This is a genomic window from Streptomyces sp. NPDC090032 (assembly GCF_044748025.1).
Lineage (GTDB): Bacteria > Actinomycetota > Actinomycetes > Streptomycetales > Streptomycetaceae > Streptomyces.
Window position 1 is genome coordinate 319,530 of the sequence record NZ_JBIVFF010000006.1, and the last position, 18,582, is coordinate 338,111.

The 18,582-nt window shown below is 71.8% G+C and carries 18 protein-coding genes; 10 read left to right on the forward strand and 8 right to left on the reverse strand.

Features of this window, described 5'->3' with window-relative positions; translation table 11 throughout:
- Positions 1-180: 180 nt before the first annotated feature.
- A complete protein-coding gene (locus ACIPWY_RS16805; protein WP_401533647.1) occupies positions 181-867 on the reverse strand; it encodes a VOC family protein in 687 nt (228 codons plus the stop codon).
- A gap of 299 nt (positions 868-1,166) precedes the next feature.
- On the opposite strand from ACIPWY_RS16805, the gene ACIPWY_RS16810 reads away from it, so the two are divergent.
- Positions 1,167-1,814: a TetR family transcriptional regulator gene (locus ACIPWY_RS16810; RefSeq protein ID WP_362897952.1), complete on the forward strand. Its 648-nt coding sequence runs from the start codon at positions 1,167-1,169 to the stop codon at positions 1,812-1,814.
- A gap of 99 nt (positions 1,815-1,913) precedes the next feature.
- Here the strand turns inward: ACIPWY_RS16810 and ACIPWY_RS16815 are convergent, their stop codons facing one another.
- The gene (locus tag ACIPWY_RS16815; RefSeq protein WP_362897954.1) at positions 1,914-2,390 is read right to left on the reverse strand and encodes a nitroreductase family deazaflavin-dependent oxidoreductase; all 477 of its coding nucleotides are present in this window, start codon (positions 2,388-2,390) and stop codon (positions 1,914-1,916) included.
- Complete coding sequence (locus ACIPWY_RS16820; protein ID WP_393701458.1) at positions 2,390-3,586, reverse strand: acyl-CoA dehydrogenase family protein; 1,197 nt, start codon at positions 3,584-3,586, stop codon at positions 2,390-2,392. Before ACIPWY_RS16820 ends, ACIPWY_RS16815 begins: the two co-directional genes overlap by 1 nt.
- Positions 3,587-3,741: 155 nt before the next feature.
- On the opposite strand from ACIPWY_RS16820, the gene ACIPWY_RS16825 reads away from it, so the two are divergent.
- The 4 genes from ACIPWY_RS16825 to ACIPWY_RS16840 all read left to right on the forward strand — a co-directional run bounded on the left by ACIPWY_RS16825 (position 3,742) and on the right by ACIPWY_RS16840 (position 8,458).
- Entirely contained in the window at positions 3,742-4,959 is a 1,218-nt protein-coding gene (locus ACIPWY_RS16825; RefSeq protein WP_401533650.1) for a thiolase C-terminal domain-containing protein, read from the forward strand.
- 201 nt (positions 4,960-5,160) lie between these two features.
- Entirely contained in the window at positions 5,161-6,117 is a 957-nt protein-coding gene (locus tag ACIPWY_RS16830; protein ID WP_362897960.1) for a hypothetical protein, read from the forward strand.
- Positions 6,118-6,270: 153 nt separating this feature from the next.
- Positions 6,271-7,722, forward strand: coding sequence for an amino acid permease (locus ACIPWY_RS16835; protein WP_362898404.1), 1,452 nt, complete (start codon positions 6,271-6,273; stop codon positions 7,720-7,722).
- An 82-nt stretch (positions 7,723-7,804) separates the two neighbouring features.
- Positions 7,805-8,458: a pyridoxal 5'-phosphate synthase gene (locus tag ACIPWY_RS16840; protein ID WP_401533653.1), complete on the forward strand. Its 654-nt coding sequence runs from the start codon at positions 7,805-7,807 to the stop codon at positions 8,456-8,458.
- A gap of 10 nt (positions 8,459-8,468) precedes the next feature.
- Here the strand turns inward: ACIPWY_RS16840 and ACIPWY_RS16845 are convergent, their stop codons facing one another.
- The 4 genes from ACIPWY_RS16845 to ACIPWY_RS16860 are packed head-to-tail and all read right to left on the reverse strand — an operon-like array spanning position 8,469 to position 10,828.
- On the reverse strand, positions 8,469-9,044 hold the full coding sequence (locus tag ACIPWY_RS16845) for a GNAT family N-acetyltransferase (protein WP_362897963.1): 576 nt from the start codon (positions 9,042-9,044) through the stop codon (positions 8,469-8,471).
- A gap of 6 nt (positions 9,045-9,050) precedes the next feature.
- The gene (locus ACIPWY_RS16850) at positions 9,051-9,938 is read right to left on the reverse strand and encodes a GNAT family N-acetyltransferase (RefSeq protein WP_362897965.1); all 888 of its coding nucleotides are present in this window, start codon (positions 9,936-9,938) and stop codon (positions 9,051-9,053) included.
- 24 nt (positions 9,939-9,962) lie between these two features.
- Positions 9,963-10,379 (reverse strand): Zn-ribbon domain-containing OB-fold protein, encoded by a 417-nt coding sequence (locus ACIPWY_RS16855; protein ID WP_362897967.1) that lies wholly within the window; start codon positions 10,377-10,379, stop codon positions 9,963-9,965.
- Positions 10,376-10,828 carry a DoxX family protein gene (locus tag ACIPWY_RS16860; protein WP_362897969.1) on the reverse strand — a complete coding sequence of 151 codons (453 nt, stop codon included), beginning with the start codon at positions 10,826-10,828 and terminating at the stop codon, positions 10,376-10,378. The genes ACIPWY_RS16855 and ACIPWY_RS16860 overlap by 4 nt, the downstream gene beginning before the upstream one ends.
- A gap of 149 nt (positions 10,829-10,977) precedes the next feature.
- Here ACIPWY_RS16860 and ACIPWY_RS16865 point away from each other — a divergent pair, with 149 nt between their 5' ends.
- The 4 genes from ACIPWY_RS16865 (at position 10,978) to ACIPWY_RS16880 (ending at position 16,135) form a co-directional block, all read left to right on the forward strand.
- On the forward strand, positions 10,978-12,132 hold the full coding sequence (locus ACIPWY_RS16865) for a flavin-containing monooxygenase (RefSeq protein WP_401533656.1): 1,155 nt from the start codon (positions 10,978-10,980) through the stop codon (positions 12,130-12,132).
- Positions 12,133-12,386: 254 nt separating this feature from the next.
- On the forward strand, positions 12,387-14,603 hold the full coding sequence (locus ACIPWY_RS16870; protein WP_362897972.1) for an acetate--CoA ligase family protein: 2,217 nt from the start codon (positions 12,387-12,389) through the stop codon (positions 14,601-14,603).
- 61 nt (positions 14,604-14,664) lie between these two features.
- Positions 14,665-15,453, forward strand: a complete 789-nt coding sequence (locus ACIPWY_RS16875; RefSeq protein ID WP_362897974.1) for an enoyl-CoA hydratase-related protein — start codon at positions 14,665-14,667, stop codon at positions 15,451-15,453.
- Positions 15,454-15,517: 64 nt separating this feature from the next.
- On the forward strand, positions 15,518-16,135 hold the full coding sequence (locus ACIPWY_RS16880; RefSeq protein ID WP_401533659.1) for a flavin reductase family protein: 618 nt from the start codon (positions 15,518-15,520) through the stop codon (positions 16,133-16,135).
- Here ACIPWY_RS16880 and ACIPWY_RS16885 read toward each other — a convergent pair whose 3' ends face one another.
- Positions 16,136-17,476, reverse strand: coding sequence for an MFS transporter (locus tag ACIPWY_RS16885; protein ID WP_401533660.1), 1,341 nt, complete (start codon positions 17,474-17,476; stop codon positions 16,136-16,138).
- An 85-nt stretch (positions 17,477-17,561) separates the two neighbouring features.
- On the opposite strand from ACIPWY_RS16885, the gene ACIPWY_RS16890 reads away from it, so the two are divergent.
- A complete protein-coding gene (locus tag ACIPWY_RS16890; RefSeq protein WP_362897979.1) occupies positions 17,562-18,563 on the forward strand; it encodes a helix-turn-helix domain-containing protein in 1,002 nt (333 codons plus the stop codon).
- Positions 18,564-18,582: the final 19 nt, after the last annotated feature.

Consider the following 18,582-nt stretch of genomic DNA (forward strand, 5'->3'; position numbering starts at 1 on the left):
GCACAGTCCCCGGTCAGCGTCTCACCACCGAAGCGCTACGGCGGCACGCACCCCGATTCTTCCTGTACGGGGCTCCGGTTGCGAACCCTGGGGCAAATCGGGGTGTCACGGGAGAGGTGCCGCATTACGGGTGGCTTCCGCCGGGCCGGACGGGGCGGGAGCAGGGCGGCAGGTGTCGGTTCAGCCCTGGTGGACGGCGAAGGCGGCGCCTTGGTTGTCGGCGAGGACGGCCACGCGTCCGCACGGGGTGTCGGACGGTTCTTCCTTGACGCGGCCTCCGAGGCGGGTGGCGGCCTCGGCCGTGGCCGCGCAGTCGGTGACGGCGAAGTGGACGAGGAAGCGGGCGGGCGCACCCCCGCCGGCGCTGGATATACCGAGGTCAGCGACTCCGTGGCCGAGGACCGACGCATAGAAGGGGGCGACGGCCGTCGTGTCGTGTGCGCGGAGTTCGGCCCGGCGGAACGTCCCGGGTTCCCCTCGCGTCTCGAAGCCGCCGTGGGTGCCGGCCTGCCAGAGGCCGAAGACGGTGCCTTCGGGGTCGGCGGCGAGCGCCATCGTGCCGAAGGGGCCGATGGAGAGGGGTTCGACGAGGAGCCGTCCGCCGGAGTCCTGGACGGCGGAGGCGACGGTCTCGGCGTCGCGGGCCCTGAAGTGGACGGTCCAGCCGGTGGGGGTGCGGCCGTCACGGTCCGGGGCGAGGGCCGCGACGGTCCTGCCGTCGCTGTAGGCCTGGGTGTAGTAGCCGTACTCCGCGCCCGCACCCTCGTCGAAGGTCCAGCCGAAGAGGTCGCCGTAGAAGCGCTTGCCCGCCTCCACGTCGGGGAGCGCGGCGTCGGCCCAGCAGGGGGCTCCCTCGGCGAACTCCATCGGCGTGCGTCCTTCCTGTTCACCTGCCGTACGCGGGTGTGCCGTACGTCACAATGGGGAGAGGTGTCTCCTGGGTGGCAGGGTGCCTCGTCCGCGGGTCGGCGACACAGGCGATTCGAACACTTGGCCAATTTTATCCACGGGGTTTTCCACAGCCTGTTGATAACGTGCGCGATCCCACCGGCCCCCACATGCGCAAAAGCCCCGGACGACCCCGCATCAACCCATGTGCCGGAGCCCTCAACCCCATTTGCAGTCGGCCGAATCGCGCTCCGATCACCCCTCGGTAAGCTGACGGCATGACAGGACAAGTACGTACCGTCGACGGCCGCGTGGCCGGACGGCGTGGTCAAGCCACGCGTCAGAAGCTGCTGGAGTGCCTCGGCGAGATGCTCAGCTCCTCGCCGTACCGGGACGTCAAAGTCATTGATGTGGCCCGGAAGGCAGGCACCTCGCCGGCGACCTTCTACCAGTATTTCCCGGACGTCGAGGGCGCCGTCCTGGAGATCGCCGAGCAAATGGCCACGGAGGGCGCCGGGTTGACCCAGCTCCTCGAGGGGCGCTCGTGGGTCGGCAAGGCCGGCTGGCAGACCTCGCAGGAACTCGTCGACGGTTTCCTCGAGTTCTGGCGTAAGAACGACGCGATCCTGCGCGTCGTCGACCTCGGCGCGGCCGAGGGCGACAAGCGCTTCTACAAGATCCGCATGAAGATCCTCAACTCCGTGAACAACTCCCTTACGGACACGGTCAAGGAGCTCCAGGCCAAGGGCAAGGTCGACAAGGACGTGAGCCCCGCCGCGATGGCCGGTTCGCTCGTCGCGATGCTCGCGGCGGTGGCCTCGCACCAGAAGGGCTTCCAGACCTGGGGCGTGAAGCAGGCCGAACTCAAGCCCAATCTCGCCCTGTTGGTGCACCTGGGCGTCACCGGCAAGAAGCCGGCGAAGTAGCCCTGGAGCGGTCCTTCGGGGTTTCCCAGTTCCTGTCGAGCAGCGGCGGTTCGCGTGTCACGTGAACCGCCGCTGTGCAGTTTCCGCCAATTGTCCGCCTCACCGGCGCGCCAGCCGGAAGAGCCTGATCTCCCGCTCCACCCTCGCCTGGTACTTCGCGTACGGCGGCCAGAACGTCAGCGCCGCGGCCCAGGCCTCCTCCCGCTCGCCGGAGTCGAGCAGCCGCGCGGTGACCGGGATGTCCTCGCCCTTCCAGTTGATGTCGGCGTCCGGGTGGGCCAGCAGGTTCGCCGTCCAGGCCGGGTGTCCTGGACGCCCGAAGTTGGACCCGATCAGGAGCCACGTGTCCGCCTCCTCCTCGGGCATGCACGCGAGCGGTGTACGCCGTGGCAGTCCGCTCTTCGCGCCGCGCGCGGTCAGGATGACCCCGGGCAGCATCTGCGCGCTGAGCAGCACCTTTCCCCGCGTGAGCCGGTGCACGGTGCGGTCCATCGCGGGGATGAAGTGCGGGGCGACGCGGGCGAAGGCGCGGGTCGAGGAGACCTTCTGCAGGAGTCTTGTTCCGGGGGGTGCCATCAGACCGTCGCCTCCTGGCGGCTGAAGAGTCCGGCGGATTCCGCGGCGCGTGCGCGCAGGAGGTGGACGGGGCCGAAGAGGAGTTCGTCGCCGGTCGCCCGCTTGAGGTAGAGGTGGGCGTCGTGCTCCCAGGTGAAGCCGATGCCGCCATGCAGCTGCACGGCCTCGGACGCCGCGGTGCGCAGCGCTTCCAGGGCCTGGGCGAGGGCGAGGCCGCCCGCTCGTTCCCCGCTCCCCGAGCCCGCGGCCCAGGCCGCGTAGTACGCCGCGGAGCGCGCCGCCTGCACCTGGACGTAGACGTCCGCGAGGCGGTGCTTGACCGCCTGGAAGGAGCCGATGGGGCGCCCGAACTGCTCACGCTGACGCACATGCTCGACGGTCCGCTCCAGGGCACGCTCGGCGGCGCCGACGGCTTCCGCGGCGAGGACCGTCGCGGCCGCGTCGCCCACGGCCGCCAGGGCGCCCGCCACTTCGCCGCCCTCGCCGGACCCGAGCAACTCTGCGTCCACGTCGCGCAGTTCGACCCGCGCGCGGGGCCGCGTCTCGTCTAGGGACGTCTGCCGGGTCCTGGCGATTCCCTGCGCGTCGCCGCGCACGAGGAAGAGCAGGGTCCGTGAGCGGGCGAAGCCGCCGGTGTGGGCGGCGACGATCAGAAGGCCGGCGCTGTGCCCGTCGAGGACCTGGTCGGCCTGCCCGTACAGACGCCAGCTCCCCTGATCACCCTGCCTGGCCTGGACGCCGCCCGCTCGGCCGCCGCCCGACCAGTCGCCGCGGTTGTCGCCGGTCAGGCCGAGCGCGGTGGCGAGGCCTTGGCCGGGCACGGCGAGCGTGGCGGTCAGGGCGCCGGAGGCGATACGGGGCAGCAGTTCGGCGCGCTGCGCCTCGGTGCCGAGGGCGAGGACGAGCGGAGCGGCGAGCGCCGCCGTGGCCAGGAGCGGTGACGGGGCGAGGGCGCGGCCCGACTCCTCGCAGGCGAGGGCGAGTTCGGTGACCCCGCAGCCGACTCCGCCGTACTGCTCCGGGAGGGCCAGGCCGGGCAGGCCGAGCTCGCCGCCGAGGGCCGACCACAGGGCCGGGTCGTAGCCGGCGGGGGTGCCGACGGCGGCCTTGACGTCTTCGGGGCCGCAGCGCTTGTTCATGAGTTCGTGCAGGGTGCGGCGGATCTCGTCCTGTTCCGCGGTGAAGGTGGCGTCCATACGGGCTCCTCCCCGAGGGCCGGCGACCCCGGACCCCCTGTTCTGACGGGGCGTCATGTTAGGGCGGCGGGGCCGGGATGCACAGAGATACGCACGGAGAGAGCTTCCGACGGACCGGCCGACCCATCCGCCCGATCTGATGTACCGTCAGATTTATGACTGCCGCCCTTCACGGTTCCCGCCGGGTCGCCATCGCCGGCATCGCCCTCTCCGACTGCGGCCGCGTGGACGAGGCCACCCATCCCCAAGCTCTCGGCTCCGCCCGAGCAGGGGAGACCCCATTCACCCTGCACGCCCAGGCCGCCCGCCGCGCCGTCGCCGACGCCGGGCTCACCCCCGACGTGATCGACGGGTTCGCGAGCGCGGGCCTCGGCATCCTCGCGCCGGTCGAGGTCGCCGAGTACCTGGGCCTCAAACCCCGCTGGGTGGACTCGACCTCGGTCGGCGGCTCCACCTGGGAGGTGATGGCGGCGCACGCGGCGGACGCCATCGCCCAGGGCCACGCGCGCGCGGTCCTGCTCGTGTACGGCTCGACGGCCCGCGCCGACATCAAGGCCGGGCGGCGCACGTCGAACCTGAGCTTCGGCGCCCGCGGCCCGCTCCAGTTCGAGGTGCCGTACGGGCACTCGCTGATCGCCAAGTACGCGATGGCGGCGCGCCGCCACATGCACGAGTACGGCACCACGCTCGAGCAGCTCGCCGAGGTCGCCGTGCAGGCGCGGGCGAACGCGGCGCTGAACCCGGAGGCCATGTTCCGCGACCCGGTCACCGTGGACGACGTGCTCGACGGCCCGATGATCGCGGACCCGTTCACGAAACTGCACTGCTGCATACGCTCGGACGGCGGCGCCGCCGTGCTGCTCGTCGCCGAGGACCTGTTGCCCGACTGCGCCAAATCGCCCGTGTGGGTGCTCGGTTCGGGCGAGTACGTGTCGCACACGACGATGTCCGAGTGGGACGACTTCACCGTGTCCCCGGCGGCCGTCAGCGGGAAGCTCGCCTTCGAGCGGGCGGGCGTCACGCCCGACGAGATCGACCTCGCGGAGATCTACGACGCCTTCACGTACATGACGCTGGTGACGCTGGAGGATCTGGGATTCTGCGCGAAGGGCGAGGGCGGGCCGTTCGTGGAGAAGGGGCGGCTGCTGCGGGACGGCGGGCTCCCCACGAACACCGACGGCGGCGGCCTGTCGGCCCAACACCCGGGAATGCGGGGCCTGTTCCTGCTGGTGGAGGCCGTGCGGCAGCTGCGGGGCGAGGCCGGGGAGCGTCAGGTGCGCAAGGCGGGCGACCGGCTGCCGCGGCTCGCGGTGGCGTCCGGTACGGGCGGATGGTTCTGCTCGTCGGGGACGGTGGTGCTCGGCACGTCCTGAGGCCGCGCCATGAGAAACCCGGAATCGGCACAATAAATTTGCAATTTCAATAAACCGATCGCGAACCCGATACCGGATCGCGAGCCGCGTCATAAACAACCCGGAACCTGTTATTTCGGAAGCACAGTGTCCGTAGGGCTTGATCCTTAGTAGGGTGCTCCCCGTCGTCCGTACGGAAAAGCAGAACAGTGGCAGGGGAGCATGACCGCCGGCTCGTTCGAAGGACAGTACGTCTGGCATCCCGCCGCCGACGACCGAGAGCTGGCCAGGGCCTGCACGGATTTACGGGCGGGCCGCTACTTCGGCGCGCGCTCGGTCCTCGAGGAGACGCACGACGACTTCGGACTGCGCGCCCACCGCTCCCTCGTCCTCGCCTCGGTGGCCGCCGAATCCGACCTGGCGGAACGCTGGCTGGAGGAAGAGCCCGGCCCCGACGCCGCCCTGCTGTGGGCGCGCGTCGCCGTGTTCCGCACCCTGCGCGCCGCCCAGTCGCACGACCGGCGCATCGGGGCGCTGGGCCGGATAGCGCTGTCCGCCTGCGACCGGGCCTCCGACCTGGCGCCCCGTGACCCCACGCCGTGGGCCGCCCGCCTCTCCATGGCCCGGCTCCAGCGGCCCCGCGACCGCGCCCCGCAGGGCCTGCTCACCGAACCCCGCGGCCCCTGGGCCCAGTTCGAGCACATCACGCGTCTCGACCCCTGGCACCGCGAGGCCCACCACCAGTTCCTGGCGTTCTTCTTCACCCGGCACGGCGGCACCGCGAACGCGGCCTGGGACGTCGCCGCGTATCTGAGCCAGCGCGCCCCGGCCTCGTCCCCGCTGCGCCTGCTGCCTCTGGTCACCCTCGTCGAGGGCCACAACCCCGCGCACCTCCTCGCCGAACACACCTGGGACCAGCCGCAGTGGAAGGCGACGGCGCTCGGCGCATACCGGAACTGGCTGCCGCAGGTGGCCGGTTACCGCTTCACACCGGTCCTCGACCTGGCGTATCTGGCGCACGCCCTGCACATGGCGCAGTGCGCCTTCGAGGCGCGTGCGGTGTTCACCGCCATGGGCCCGTACGCGTCGCGGATGCCGTGGAGCGTCTTCGGCGAACCCGAGGAACAGCTCAGCAGGGCGCGGCGCGCGTGCGGCCTGCCGGTCCCGCACAGCACCTGACCCCGCCCGCCCCACAGGTTTCGGAAATTCCCCCCACAACGGAAGGCCGAGGTTGTGTCCGACCCCCTGACCACCGCAACCACTCCCCCCACGTCCCCCAGCAGATCCGGGCGGCCCGCCGCCGCGCTCGACGACGACGCGACGCTGCACGCGATGGGCTACCCGCGGAAGCTGACCCGGCGCTTCAAGGCGTTCGACAATTTCGCGATTTCCTTCACGATCATCAACATCATCTCCGGCATCTTCTCCTCCTTCGGGTTCGGAATGAACGCCGGCGGGCCACGCATTCTCGTGTTCGGCTGGATAGCCGTCGCGGCCATGGTGCTATTCGTCGGAGCGTCGATGGCCGAAATCGCATCGGCCTATCCGACGAGCGGGGCGCTCTATTTCTCGGCGGGAAAGCTGGCGAAACGGCACAAGGGCGCCTGGTCCTGGTACACGGGCTGGCTGAATTTCGTGGGGCAGGTCGGCGGCACGGCGGCGACGGGCTACGCGGCGGCGACGTTCATCCAGGCGTTCCTCGTCATGCAGTGGCCGTCGTACCAGGCGACGGCGCAGCAGACGGTCCTGATCACGGCGGTGATCCTGCTGCTCCAGGCGCTTGCCAACACGTACACGGTGCAGCTGGTGGCGCTGGTGAACCGCATCTCCGTGTGGTGGCTGCTCATCGGCATGGTGGTCATCGTCGTCGCGCTGATCGCCGTACCCGACCACCACCAGTCGGCGTCGGTCGTCACGCAGTTCACCAACAACACCGGCTTCTCCAACGGGATTTACGCGGCTTTGCTCGGCCTTCTCGTGACCAGCTGGACGTTCACCGGCTTCGACGGCAGCTTCCACATGTCGGAGGAGACGGTCCAGGCGACGGTCAACGCGCCCAAGGGCATCATGCGGGCGATCGGCTACTCCGCCGTCACCGGCCTGATCCTGATGCTGGCCCTCGTCTTCGCGATCGGCGACTACAAGGCGCAGGCCAGCGCGTCGGCGCCGCCCGTGCAGATCCTCATCGACGCGCTCGGGATGACGACGGCGAAGCTCCTGCTGCTGGTCGTGATCGGCTCGATGCTTTTCTGCGGTCTGGCCAACATGACGAGCAACACCCGTCAGATCTTCGCCTTCTCGCGTGACGGCGCCATGCCGGGCTCGCGCTGGTGGCACTCGGTCTCCTCGCGCACGCGCACGCCCGTGAAGGCCGTGTGGCTCGCGGCGGCCTGCTCGCTGGTCCTCGTGGTGCCGGGCTGGTGGTCGCACACGGCGTTCACCGCGATCGTGAGCGTCAACGTCGTGGGGCTCTACCTCGCGTACGCCGTCCCGATCTATCTGCGTCTGCGCCACGACGACTTCCAGCAGGGGCCGTGGAACCTGGGCCGCTGGGGCAAGCCCGTCGCCGCGATCGCGGTGGTCTGGATCGTGGCGAGCAGCGTCCTGTTCATGCTGCCGCAGGCGTCCCCGATCAACGCGACGTCGTTCAACTACGCGCCGATCGCCCTGGTCGCCGTACTCGTGATCGCGACGGTGTGGTGGTTCGCGACGGCCCGCCGCCGCTTCCAGGGCCCGGTCAGTTACGGCAGCCCGGACGAGGTCGCGGCGATGGACCTGATCTGACGGGCTCCATCCGGCGTACGTCGCCCCGCCTTCCGGACGGACCGGTCGGCGGGGCGATCGCGTTCACCGCCAGAATCGGTGCATGCCGGAACTGCAAGAGATCCTGAAGTCCCTGCGCGTCTGGGACACCGAACTGCCCGCGTTCGACCCGTCCGCGGCCCCGTCCTCGCCGCTGCCGCTCTTCGTCGACTGGTTCGCGCAGGCGGCCGCCGCAGGCCAGAGCGAGCCGCACACCATGTCGCTCGCGACGGTGGACGCGGACGGCCTGCCCGACGTCCGTACGGTGATGCTGCACGGCGCCGACGAGGACGGCTTCCACTTCGCCTCCCACGCGGGCAGCGCCAAGGGCCGCCAGCTCGCCGCGCACCCGCAGGCCGCGCTCGGGTTCTACTGGCCGTCGCAGGGCCGCCAGATCCGTGTACGCGGCGAGGTCACCACGGAGTCTCCCGAGGTGAGCCAGGCCGATCTCCACGTCCGCTCGACCGGAGCGCTGGCGGCGGCACTGGTCGGCCACCAGAGCGAAGTCCTCGGCTCACAAAGGGAGTTGGAGGAGGTCTCGGTCGCGGCCTGGGAGCGCGCGCAGGCCGACCCGAAGGCCCCCGCCCCCACGTGGACGGCCTACGCGCTGGCGCCACGCGAGGTGGAGTTCTTCCAGGGCGACGCCCGCCGCCGCCACATCCGCCTCAGGTACCGCGCCGCACAGGCGGGCTGGGTACGGGAGCTGCTCTGGCCGTGACGCGGGCGGCTCACGCCACCTGCGGCTCGGGGTCCGAGGCGAGGCGGGCGTGCAGGTGCGCGTCACGGAAGGCGTCCTGCCGCCCCGCCTCGAACATCGCGCCCCGCAGTGTGCCCTCGTACCGGTATCCGCCGCGCTCGGCGACCCGGCAGGACACCTCGTGCCCGAGGGCGTGCCCCAGTTCGAGTCGGTGGAGGCCGAGTTCGCCGAAGGCCAGCCGCGACGCGAGCCTCAGCGCACGCGTCGCGACGCCGCGCCCGCGGGCCTCGGGCAGCACCCAGTAGCCGACGTGGGCGGTGCTGAACTCGTGCATGATCGCGTTGACGCCGATGTGCCCGAGCACCTCACCCGTGCTCTCGTCGGTGACGCAGCAGGACACGGATTCGCCGCTCTTGAGCGCCTCCTCGCGTGAGCGCAGGTACGCGTGGGCGCCGGCGAGGTCGTCGACCGGGGTGAGCGGGGTGTTCCAGCGCAGGAACTCGGGGTCGCCGAGGCCGCGCAGCACGGCGGCGGCGTCCCCCTCGTCCCCGGCCCGCCAGGCCCGCAGGAACAGTCCGTGGCCACGTATCTCAGGGTTGTCGGTCATGAGCTGTCAGCCCTTCTCGGGGGCGGTGAAGGTGTGGACGGCGAAGTCCCGCACGGGACGGAAACCGATGCGCAGGTAGAGGCCGTTGCTGGTCGCGTTGGCGAGGTCGGTGAAGAGGACCACCTCGTGCGCGCCCGCGGCCCGCGCCGCGCGGCTGACCTCGGCGGTGACCGCTCCCGCGTACCCCCGGCCGCGCAGTTCCTTCGGTGTGTAGACGGGGGCGACCCGGACCGCTCCGGCGGCCTCGCGGGTCACTCCGGCCATGGAGACGGGCACACCGTCCTCGGTCTCCCAGAGGGTGACGCCACCGTACGAGATCCGCTCGTCGGCCCACTCCCGCGAGCCCGCTGCGCCACCCGGAGCGCGGGTGTCCGCGGCGAACGCGTCGCGCCACCGGGCCAGCAGCTCCCGGTCGCCCGCGGTGGCGACGCGGGGCCGCCCGGCGGGCGCGGGCAGGGGCGGGGTGAGGTCGCCGAGCCGGTAGAGGCGCTGCTCGACCGCGCGGTGGGCCGGTGCTCCCGTACGGGCCTGCCAGGCGTCGGCGAAGGCGGCCGAGGCCGCGTCGACCCCGAACACGCCGGTCACCGCCCGCCCTTGGAGCACGACGGCGAGCGCGTCCGCCTGCTCCCTGTCCAGGGGGCTGACGCTGATCCCGTAGGGCGGGGTCCACACGAACGACCCCGCCACGCGGCCGTCCGGCCCGTACAGCACCCCGAAGAGCTGACTCCTCGCCCCGTACACCGCCGGCCCCCGTTCCCGCAGGCTCGCGGTGACGCTCAGGGCCACGGTGTGCAGGGCGGGCTCGGCGCGCAGGTAGGCGCCCGCGCGGGCGAGGAAGTCGTCGACGTCAGCGGTGACGTGCCAGCCGGGCACGGGAGCGGGGCTCTCTGTCATGACCGCATGGTGCCGCCCGTCCCCTCACCTCCGCGAGCGAAATACCGGGACGGAGAAGTCCTCCACCTGCCGGAAGGTGACCTCCAGGGGCATTCCCACGCGCAGCTCGGCGCCGTCGGCGTCCACGATCTCCGTCATCATCCGCGGGCCCTCCGCGAGGTCGACGACGGCAGCGATGTACGGGGTGCGGGTGCCGAAGGGCGGCAGGTCGTTCCGGTGGACGACGGACCATGTGTAGAGGACGGCCGTCCCGGACGCCGGTTCCCACGTCACGTCCTCGCTCCAGCAGTGCGGGCAGAACTCGCGCGGATAGTGATGGGCCCGCTCGCACGCGCGGCAGCGGCGCAGCAGCAGCGTCCCGTCGGCGGCCGCGTCCCAGTAGGGGCGGGTGAAGGCGTCGGGCTCGGGGAGGTCGAACCGTACGGTCGCGGGAGAAGTCACTGGAAGAGTCCGATCGCCGCGTCGAGGGACCAGGCCTGCCAGGACATGGCGAAGAGCGCCACGAGCGAGATGAGGGCCATCATCGCGTTCTGTCCCTGCTCGGCCCAGTCATGGATCATCAGGACCAGGTACAGGAGGTTCAGGAGCAGCCCGCCGATCAGGGCCACCGGCGTGAGCAGGCCCACCACGAGCCCGAGGCCCAGGGCCAGTTCGGCGTAGACGACGACGTACGCCATCATTTTCGGCCGGGGTGTGACGACCGCGCCGAAGCCGCTGCGCACGGCGTTCCACCGGTGCTTCGCGGCGACGTCGGCGGCCCAGGCGATGCCGGTGCCCCGCTCGAACCAGCCCTTCTTGTCCTTGTGCCGCCAGCTCTCCAGCCACCACAGTCCGAGGCCTATGCGCAGCACGGCCAGCCATTCGACGCCGTCGAGCCAGATCGAGTCCACGACCGGGGCCCTCCTCTCCGTTTCTGACGGTACGTCAGTTCAGCGCACGGAGGGGCGGTCCCGCAAGGGGCGTACGCCGTGATGAATTCGCAACCGATTCCGGTCTTGACCGAGACCCATCAAATCGAACCGTGATTACGCTCGCACTCATGGTCACCACCCCCGCGCCCGCCGCACGCAACCAGGACCGCCCCGTGTACGTCATCGGGGGCGGGCCGGGCGGCCTCGCCGCGGCCGCGGCGCTGCGCGAGCGGGGCGTACGGGCCGTGATCCTGGAGAAGTCGGAGCACGTCGGGGCGTCCTGGCGCCTGCACTACGACCGCCTCCACCTGCACACCACCCGCAAGCTCTCCGGGCTTCCCGGTCTCGCGATCCCGCGCCGCTTCGGCCGCTGGGTGTCCCGCGACGACGTCGTGCGCTACCTGGAGCAGTACGCCGACTTCCACCACCTGGAGATCGTCACCGGCGTGACGGTCTCCCGCGTGGAGCGCACGGACGACGACGGCTGGCTCGTGCACGCCTCGGGCGGCCGTGAACTGGCCGCGAGCGCCGTCGTGGTCGCCACGGGCTACAACCACACCCCGCGCCTGCCCGACTGGCCGGGCCGCTCCTCGTACACCGGCGAACTCCTCCACGCGGGCGACTACCGCAACGCCGAGCCGTACGCGGGCCGTGACGTGCTGGTCGTCGGCGTCGGCAACACCGGCGCCGAGATCGCCGTGGACCTCGCCGAGGGCGGCGCGTCCCGCGTCCGGCTCGCGGCCCGCACGGCACCCCACATCGTGCGCCGGTCCACCGCGGGCTGGCCCGCGCAGCGGACCGGCATCCTGTGCCGCAGGCTGCCCGTGGCGCTCGTGGACCGCCTGGCCCGCCCGATGGCGAAGCTCAGCGTGCCCGACCTGACGGAACAGGGCCTGCCCAGACCGACGACCGGCCTCTACTCGCGGGTGCGCGAGGGCGCGATCCCCGTGCAGGACGTCGGCCTGATCGACGCCGTACGCACGGGTCAGGTCGAACCGGTCGCGGCCGTCGAGTCGTTCGAGGACGGCAAGGTGGTCCTGGCGGACGGCACCCACATCGCCCCCGACGCCGTGATCGCGGCGACGGGTTACCGCCGCGCGCTGGAGGACCTGGTGGGCCACCTCGGCGTCCTCGACGACCGGGGACGCCCGGCCACGCACGGCCGCCGGACGGCCCCTGCCGCGCCCGGCCTCTACTTCACGGGTTATACGAACCCGATCAGCGGCATGTTCCGCGAACTGGCCCTGGACGCCCGGAAGATCGCGAAGGCGATCGCGGGCTGATCCCGCCCGGCGCCACCGGCCGGCCACCGACCCGCGCGCAGGGCGTCATCCGCTCGCGACGCCACCCATGGCGCGCCATCCCCTCGGGACGCCACTCACGGCACAGTGGCCACTTCCCGCCGTTCCAACCCGCCCGCTCGCGGGAACACCCGTAAACAGCCTTTGCGTGCAGCCCTGTTCCTGACACAGCGTCAGTTCAGTAATCTGACACTACGTCAGTTACGTGAGCACCAGTCGAGGAGCGGGCGGACCCGATGCTTGGATCGACATACGGCACCCTGACCACCGACCCCCGCCGGGCCCGCACGATCGCCTGCGGAGAACAGCCGGCACCCGCCGTGCACAGCAGGGCGGACGACGTGGACGTGAGCGGCAGGCCACTGCACCGCGAGGTGCCCGACCTGGACCGTTTCTTCCGGCCCGAATCGATAGCGGTCATCGGCGCGTCCGACGCCGAGGGCCGCCCGAACACGGGCATCACGCGCCAGCTGATCGCCTGGGCGGAGCGCGTGGGCGCCCGCCTCCACCCCGTGCACCCCACCCGCGAGACCGTCTTCGGCATCCCGTGCTCGCCCGGCGTCTCCGCACTGCCCGAAACCGTCGACCTCGCCGTACTCCTCGTCTCGGACCCTTTGCCGGTCATCGGGGAACTCGCCCAGGCCAAGGTGAAGTTCGCGGTGGCGTTCGCGTCGGGCTTCGCCGAGACGGGCGAGGAGGGAGCGGCCGCGCAGTCCTCCCTGGCCGCGGCGGTCAGCCGCTCGGGCATGCGCCTGCTGGGCCCGAACACCAACCTGAACGCGTTCTCCGAGTTCCGCGAGGACCTCGAAGGGCCGGCCGTCGCCCTGATCACGCAGTCCGGCCACCAGGGCCGCCCCCTCTACACGATGCAGGAGCTGGGCGTACGGCTCTCGCACTGGGCGCCCACGGGCAACGAGGCCGACCTGGAGACGGCGGACTTCATCTCGTACTTCGCCGAGCGCCCGGAGGTCGGGGCGATCGCGTGTTACGTGGAGGGCCTGAAAGACGGGCGCGGCTTCCTCCTCGCGGCGGACCGGGCAGCGCGCAACGGCGTACCCGTCGTGGCCGTCAAGGTCGGCCGCACCGAGACGGGCGCACGCATGGCGGCCTCGCACACGGGCAAGCTGACCGGGGCGGACACGGTGGTGGACGCGGCGATGCGGCAGTTCGGCGTGATCAGGGTCGACGGGCTCGACGAACTCCAGGACACCTCAGCCCTGTTGGCGCGGGCCCGGCCGCCGCGGGCCGACGGGGTCGCGGTCTACTCGATATCCGGCGGCACCGGCGCCCACTTCGCCGACCTGGCCACCCGCGCGGGTCTGACCCTGCCGGCGCTGTCCGAGGCGAAGCAGCAGGAGCTGCACGAGTGGATCCCGGAGTACCTCAACGTCGCGAACCCGATCGACAACGGCGGCCACCCGGTGGGCGACTGGCGCGGCCCCAAGATCATCGAATCGATCCTCCAGGACCCGTCCATAGGCGTCCTGATCTGCCCGATCACCGGCCCGTTCCCGCCCATGAGCGACAAGCTGGCCCGGGATCTCGCGGAGGCGGCGGAGCGCACGGACAAGCTGATCTGCGTCGTCTGGGGCTCGCCCCTCGGCACCGAGGACGCCTACCGCGAGACGCTTCTCGGCTCCTCACGCCTCGCGACGTTCCGCACGTTCGGGAACTGCATCACGGCCGTGCGCGCCTATCTGGACCACCACCGGTTCACGGCCGCCTACCGCTCCCCGTTCACCGAGGCCCCCCGCACACCCTCTCCCTCCTTCCGCAAGGCGCAGGCCCTGATGCGTCCGGGCCGCCAGCTCAGCGAGCACGCCGCGAAGCAGCTCCTGCGGGCGTACGGGATCCGCGTACCGCGCGAGCAGCTCGTCACCAGCGCCGCGGCGGCCGTACGGGCGGCCGGGCAGGTCGGCTACCCCGTCGTCATGAAGGCGTCCGGGGCGCGGCTGGCCCACAAGTCGGACCTGGGCCTGGTCAAGGTCGGTCTGACCTCGGCCAGCCAGGTCAGGGACGCCTACCGGGAACTCACCGACATCGCCCGCTACGAGGGCCTCGACCTGGACGGCGTCCTGGTCTGCCAGATGGTCGAGCGGGGCGTCGAGATGGTCGTCGGGGTCACGCAGGACGACCTGTTCGGGCCGACGGTGACGGTGGGACTGGGCGGCGTACTCGTGGAGGTGCTGCGGGACACGGCGGTCAGGGTGCCGCCGTTCGCGGAGGACCAGGCGCGGGCGATGCTCGACGAACTGCGGGGCAGGCCCCTCCTGGACGGAATGCGGGGGGCGCCGCCGGTGGACCTGGACGCGCTGGTGGAGGTCGTCCTGCGGGTCCAGCGGATGGCCCTCGAACTGGGCGACGAGCTCGCGGAGTTGGACATCAACCCGCTGATGGTGCTCCCGCGGGGCCAGGGCGCGGTGGCGCTCGACGCGCTCGCCGTCTGCCACTGAGGCCCCTCGCCGGGATCCGGGACACCGCCCGCGCCCACCGCCGTACAGGGAAGAAGAGGTCATGTCCGCCACCATCGAGTGCACCACCGCCGACGCCGTCACCTGGATCACGCTCAACCGTCCCGAGGCCATGAATGCGCTGACCTGGGACCAGCGGGAGGAGATCATCTCCCTCCTGAACGACGCCTCCGCGGATCCTGACGTGCGCGCGGTCGTCCTCACGGCGACCGGCAGGGGCTTCTGCGCCGGGGCGGACCTGCGCGGCGCGCCGGCCACCGGGCCGCGCGTGCCCGGCGACGTGGCCCGCACGATCCGCAGGGGCGCGCAGCGCCTGATCGCGGCGGTCATGGACTGCGAGAAGCCGGTCGTCGCGGCGGTCAACGGGACGGCGGCCGGGATCGGGGCGCATCTGGCGTTCGCCTGCGACCTGGTGCTCGCCGCTGAATCGGCCCGGTTCATCGAGGTGTTCGCGCGCCGCGGCCTGGTCCCGGACGGCGGCGGCGCCTATCTGCTGCCGCGCCTCATCGGGCCGCAGCGCGCCAAGGAGCTGATGTTCTTCGGCGACGCACTCTCCTCGGCGGACGCGGAACGCCTGGGCCTGGTCAACCGCACGGTCCCGGACGGGGAGCTGCGCAAGACGGCGCAGGAGTGGGCGGCGCGCCTGGCGAGCGGTCCGACGCGGGCCATCGCCATGACCAAGCAACTGGTCAACGCCTCCCTGGAGTCGGACCGCGCGACGGCGTTCGCGGCGGAGGCGGCGGCGCAGGAGATCAACATGACGACGGCGGACGCGCAGGAGGGCGTCGCCTCCTTCAAGGAGCGGCGCGACCCGACGTACAAGGGGCGGTGAGCCCGCGACCGATTCCGGCCCACCACTTCCTATCTGACGCATCGTCAGCTTCAATCGTAGTGTGATGGGACACGCAGGAATGGCAGCCACGGTGGTCAGGTACCTCCGGTCGGTCGGTGCGCCCACGTCGGCCGAGCCGGTGGACGCACTGCCACGTCCGGAGCTACGCGCGGTGGGCGAGGACGAGCGGGCGCCACTGGACCCCGGCGAGTTCCGGCGCGTCCTCGGCCACTTCGCCACGGGCGTCACCATCGTCACGGCGCCGCCACCGCACCCCGGCGCTCCCCCCGCGGGCTTCGCCTGCCAGTCCTTCTCCTCGCTCTCCCTGGACCCGCCGCTGGTGGCGTTCATGGTGGCCCGCACGTCCACGACCTGGCCGCGCATCGCGGGCGCCGGCGTCTTCTGCGTGAACGTACTGGGCGCGGACCAGGGCACGTTGTGCCGGTCCTTCGCGGTCAGCGGCGCGGACAAGTTCGCCGGTGTCGAGCACGACGCGGCGCCGGTGACGGGCTCGCCGCGGCTCGCGGGCGCGCCCGCGTGGGTCGACTGCACGATCCACGCGGTCCACACGGGCGGGGACCACCTCATCGTGGTGGGCCGGGTGGAGGCGCTCGGGACGGCGGACGGCGACGCGCCCCCGCTCCTGTTCCACAAGGGCGCGTTCGGCCGCTTCGAGCACTGATCAGGCGAGTTCGGCCACCAGGAAGCCATCGGCAGCGGCGTTCCGGCGCCGGATCACCAGCGCCATCAGGGCCGCCGCGGCGCACAGCGCCCCGGACGCGTACCAGACGACGTCGTACGAGCCGAACGTGTCACGGGCGACGCCGCCGAGGAAGGCGACGAGCGCGGCGCCCACCTGGTGCGAGGCGAGCACCCAGCCGAACACGATCGCGCTGTCCTCGCCGTAGTGCTCGCGGCACAGTGCCAGGGTGGGCGGCACAGTGGCGACCCAGTCGAGCCCGTAGAAGACGATGAAGAAGATCATCGGCGGGTGGACGGACGGGGCGAGGAGTATCGGCAGGAACAGCAGGGAGATCCCGCGCAGCGCGTAGTACACCGCGAGCAGGCGCCTCGCGTCGAAGCGGTCGGTGAACCAGCCCGACGCCACCGTCCCGACGACGTCGAAGACCCCCACCACGGCGAGCAGCGAGGCCGCCGCGGTGATCGGCATCCCGTGGTCGTGCGCGGCCGGCACGAAGTGCGTCTGGACGAGCCCGTTGGTGGAGGCGCCGCAGATCGCGAAGGTCCCGGCGAGCAGCCAGAAGGGACCCGTACGGGCGGCCTTGAACAGGACGCCCACGGTGCGGCGGGCGGCCCCGGTGACGGGCGGCGGCTTCTCGACGAACTCCTCGGAGCCGTACGGGGTGCTGCCCACGTCGGCCGGGTGGTCGCGCAGCAGCAGCCACACGAACGGCACGACGGCGAGGGCCGCGAGCGCCACCGTCACGGCCGCGGGCCGCCACTTGTGCGCCTCGACGATCCAGGAGAGCAGCGGCAGGAAGACGAGCTGTCCCGACGCGGACGCGGCCGTGAGGATGCCGGTCACGAGCCCGCGCCGGGCGGTGAACCACCGGTTGGTGACGGTCGCGGCGAAGGCGAGGGCCATCGATCCGGAGCCGAGTCCGACGAGCAGGCCCCAGCACAGCAGGAGCTGCCAGGCCGAGTTCATCCACACGGTCAGGCCGGAGCCGGCCGCTATGACGACCAGGGCGACGGCGACCACGCGCCGGATGCCGAACCGGTCCATGAGGGCGGCGGCGAAGGGGGCGGTCAGCCCGTACAGCGCGAGGTTGATCGAGACCGCCAGCCCGATGGTGCCCCGCGACCAGTGGAACTCCTCGTTCAGCGGGTCGATCAAGAGCCCCGGCAGGGACCGGAAGGCGGCGGCGCCGATGATCGTCACGAAGGTGACGGCAGCCACGAACCAGGCGCGGTGGATACGGGGACGCGTGCGGGGCGGGTGGGCGGCTCCCGCGCCGGGCGAGCCCTTGGCCACGGTGTCGGTGTCGGTTGTGTGCGTCACCCAGACAGCATCGGATCAAGGGCCCACCCCGGACGAGTGGCCCGAAAGACAGCCTTCGCTAGGATCGGGCCATACACTCGGGGCCATGCCCGAGACCCCCGCACCCCGCACCCGGCGCCCCCACCGTGTGGTCGTCCTGGCCCTCGACGGCGTACTCCCCTTCGAACTCGGCATCACCCAGCGCATCTTCACCCGCGCCAAGGACACCGGGGGCCGGCCGCTCTACGAGGTCGTGACGTGCTCGGTCAGGGAACCCGGCCCCGTGGAGACGGACGCCGACTTCGCGGTCCTGATCAGGAACGGCCCGGAAGCGCTCGCCACCGCGGACACGGTGGTCGTGCCCGCGTCCTACGAGCAGGGCCCCGTCCTCGACGAGGGCGTGCTCACCGACGAGCTGGCGGCGGCCTTCGCGCAGATCAGGCCCGGCACGCGGATGGTGTCGATCTGCACCGGCAGCTACGTCCTCGCGGCGGCCGGCTATCTGGACGGGCGCCCGGCGACCACGCACTGGGCGTCGGCGGAGCACTTCCAGCGGCTCTTCCCCAGGGTCCGGGTCGACGCGGACGTCCTGTACATCGACGACGGGGACGTCCTGACGTCGGCCGGGGTCGCCGCGGGCATCGACCTCTGCCTGCACCTGGTCCGCCGCGACCACGGCGCGGCGGTGGCCAACGAGGTGGCCCGCAGCACCGTCGTCCCGCCCCACCGCGACGGCGGGCAGGCCCAGTACATCCACCGCCCCGTACCCGAGCCGCAGCTCGCGACGACGACGAAGGCGCGCGCCTGGGCCCTCGCCCGCCTCCACGAACCGCTCCAACTGCGCGACCTGGCCGCCCAGGAGGCGATGTCGGTACGCACCTTCACGCGCCGTTTCCGCGAGGAGGCCGGCGTCAGCCCGGGCCAGTGGCTCACCCAGCAGCGGGTGGAGCGGGCCCGGCACCTCCTGGAGTCGAGCGACCTGTCGATGGACCAGGTGGCGCGCGAGTCGGGCTTCGGCACGGCGCAGTCGATGCGGCAGCACCTCCAGACGGCACTGGGCGTGACGCCGACGGCGTACCGCCGCACGTTCCACGCGACCAACCCGTAGGGCACGGGACAGCCGGAGC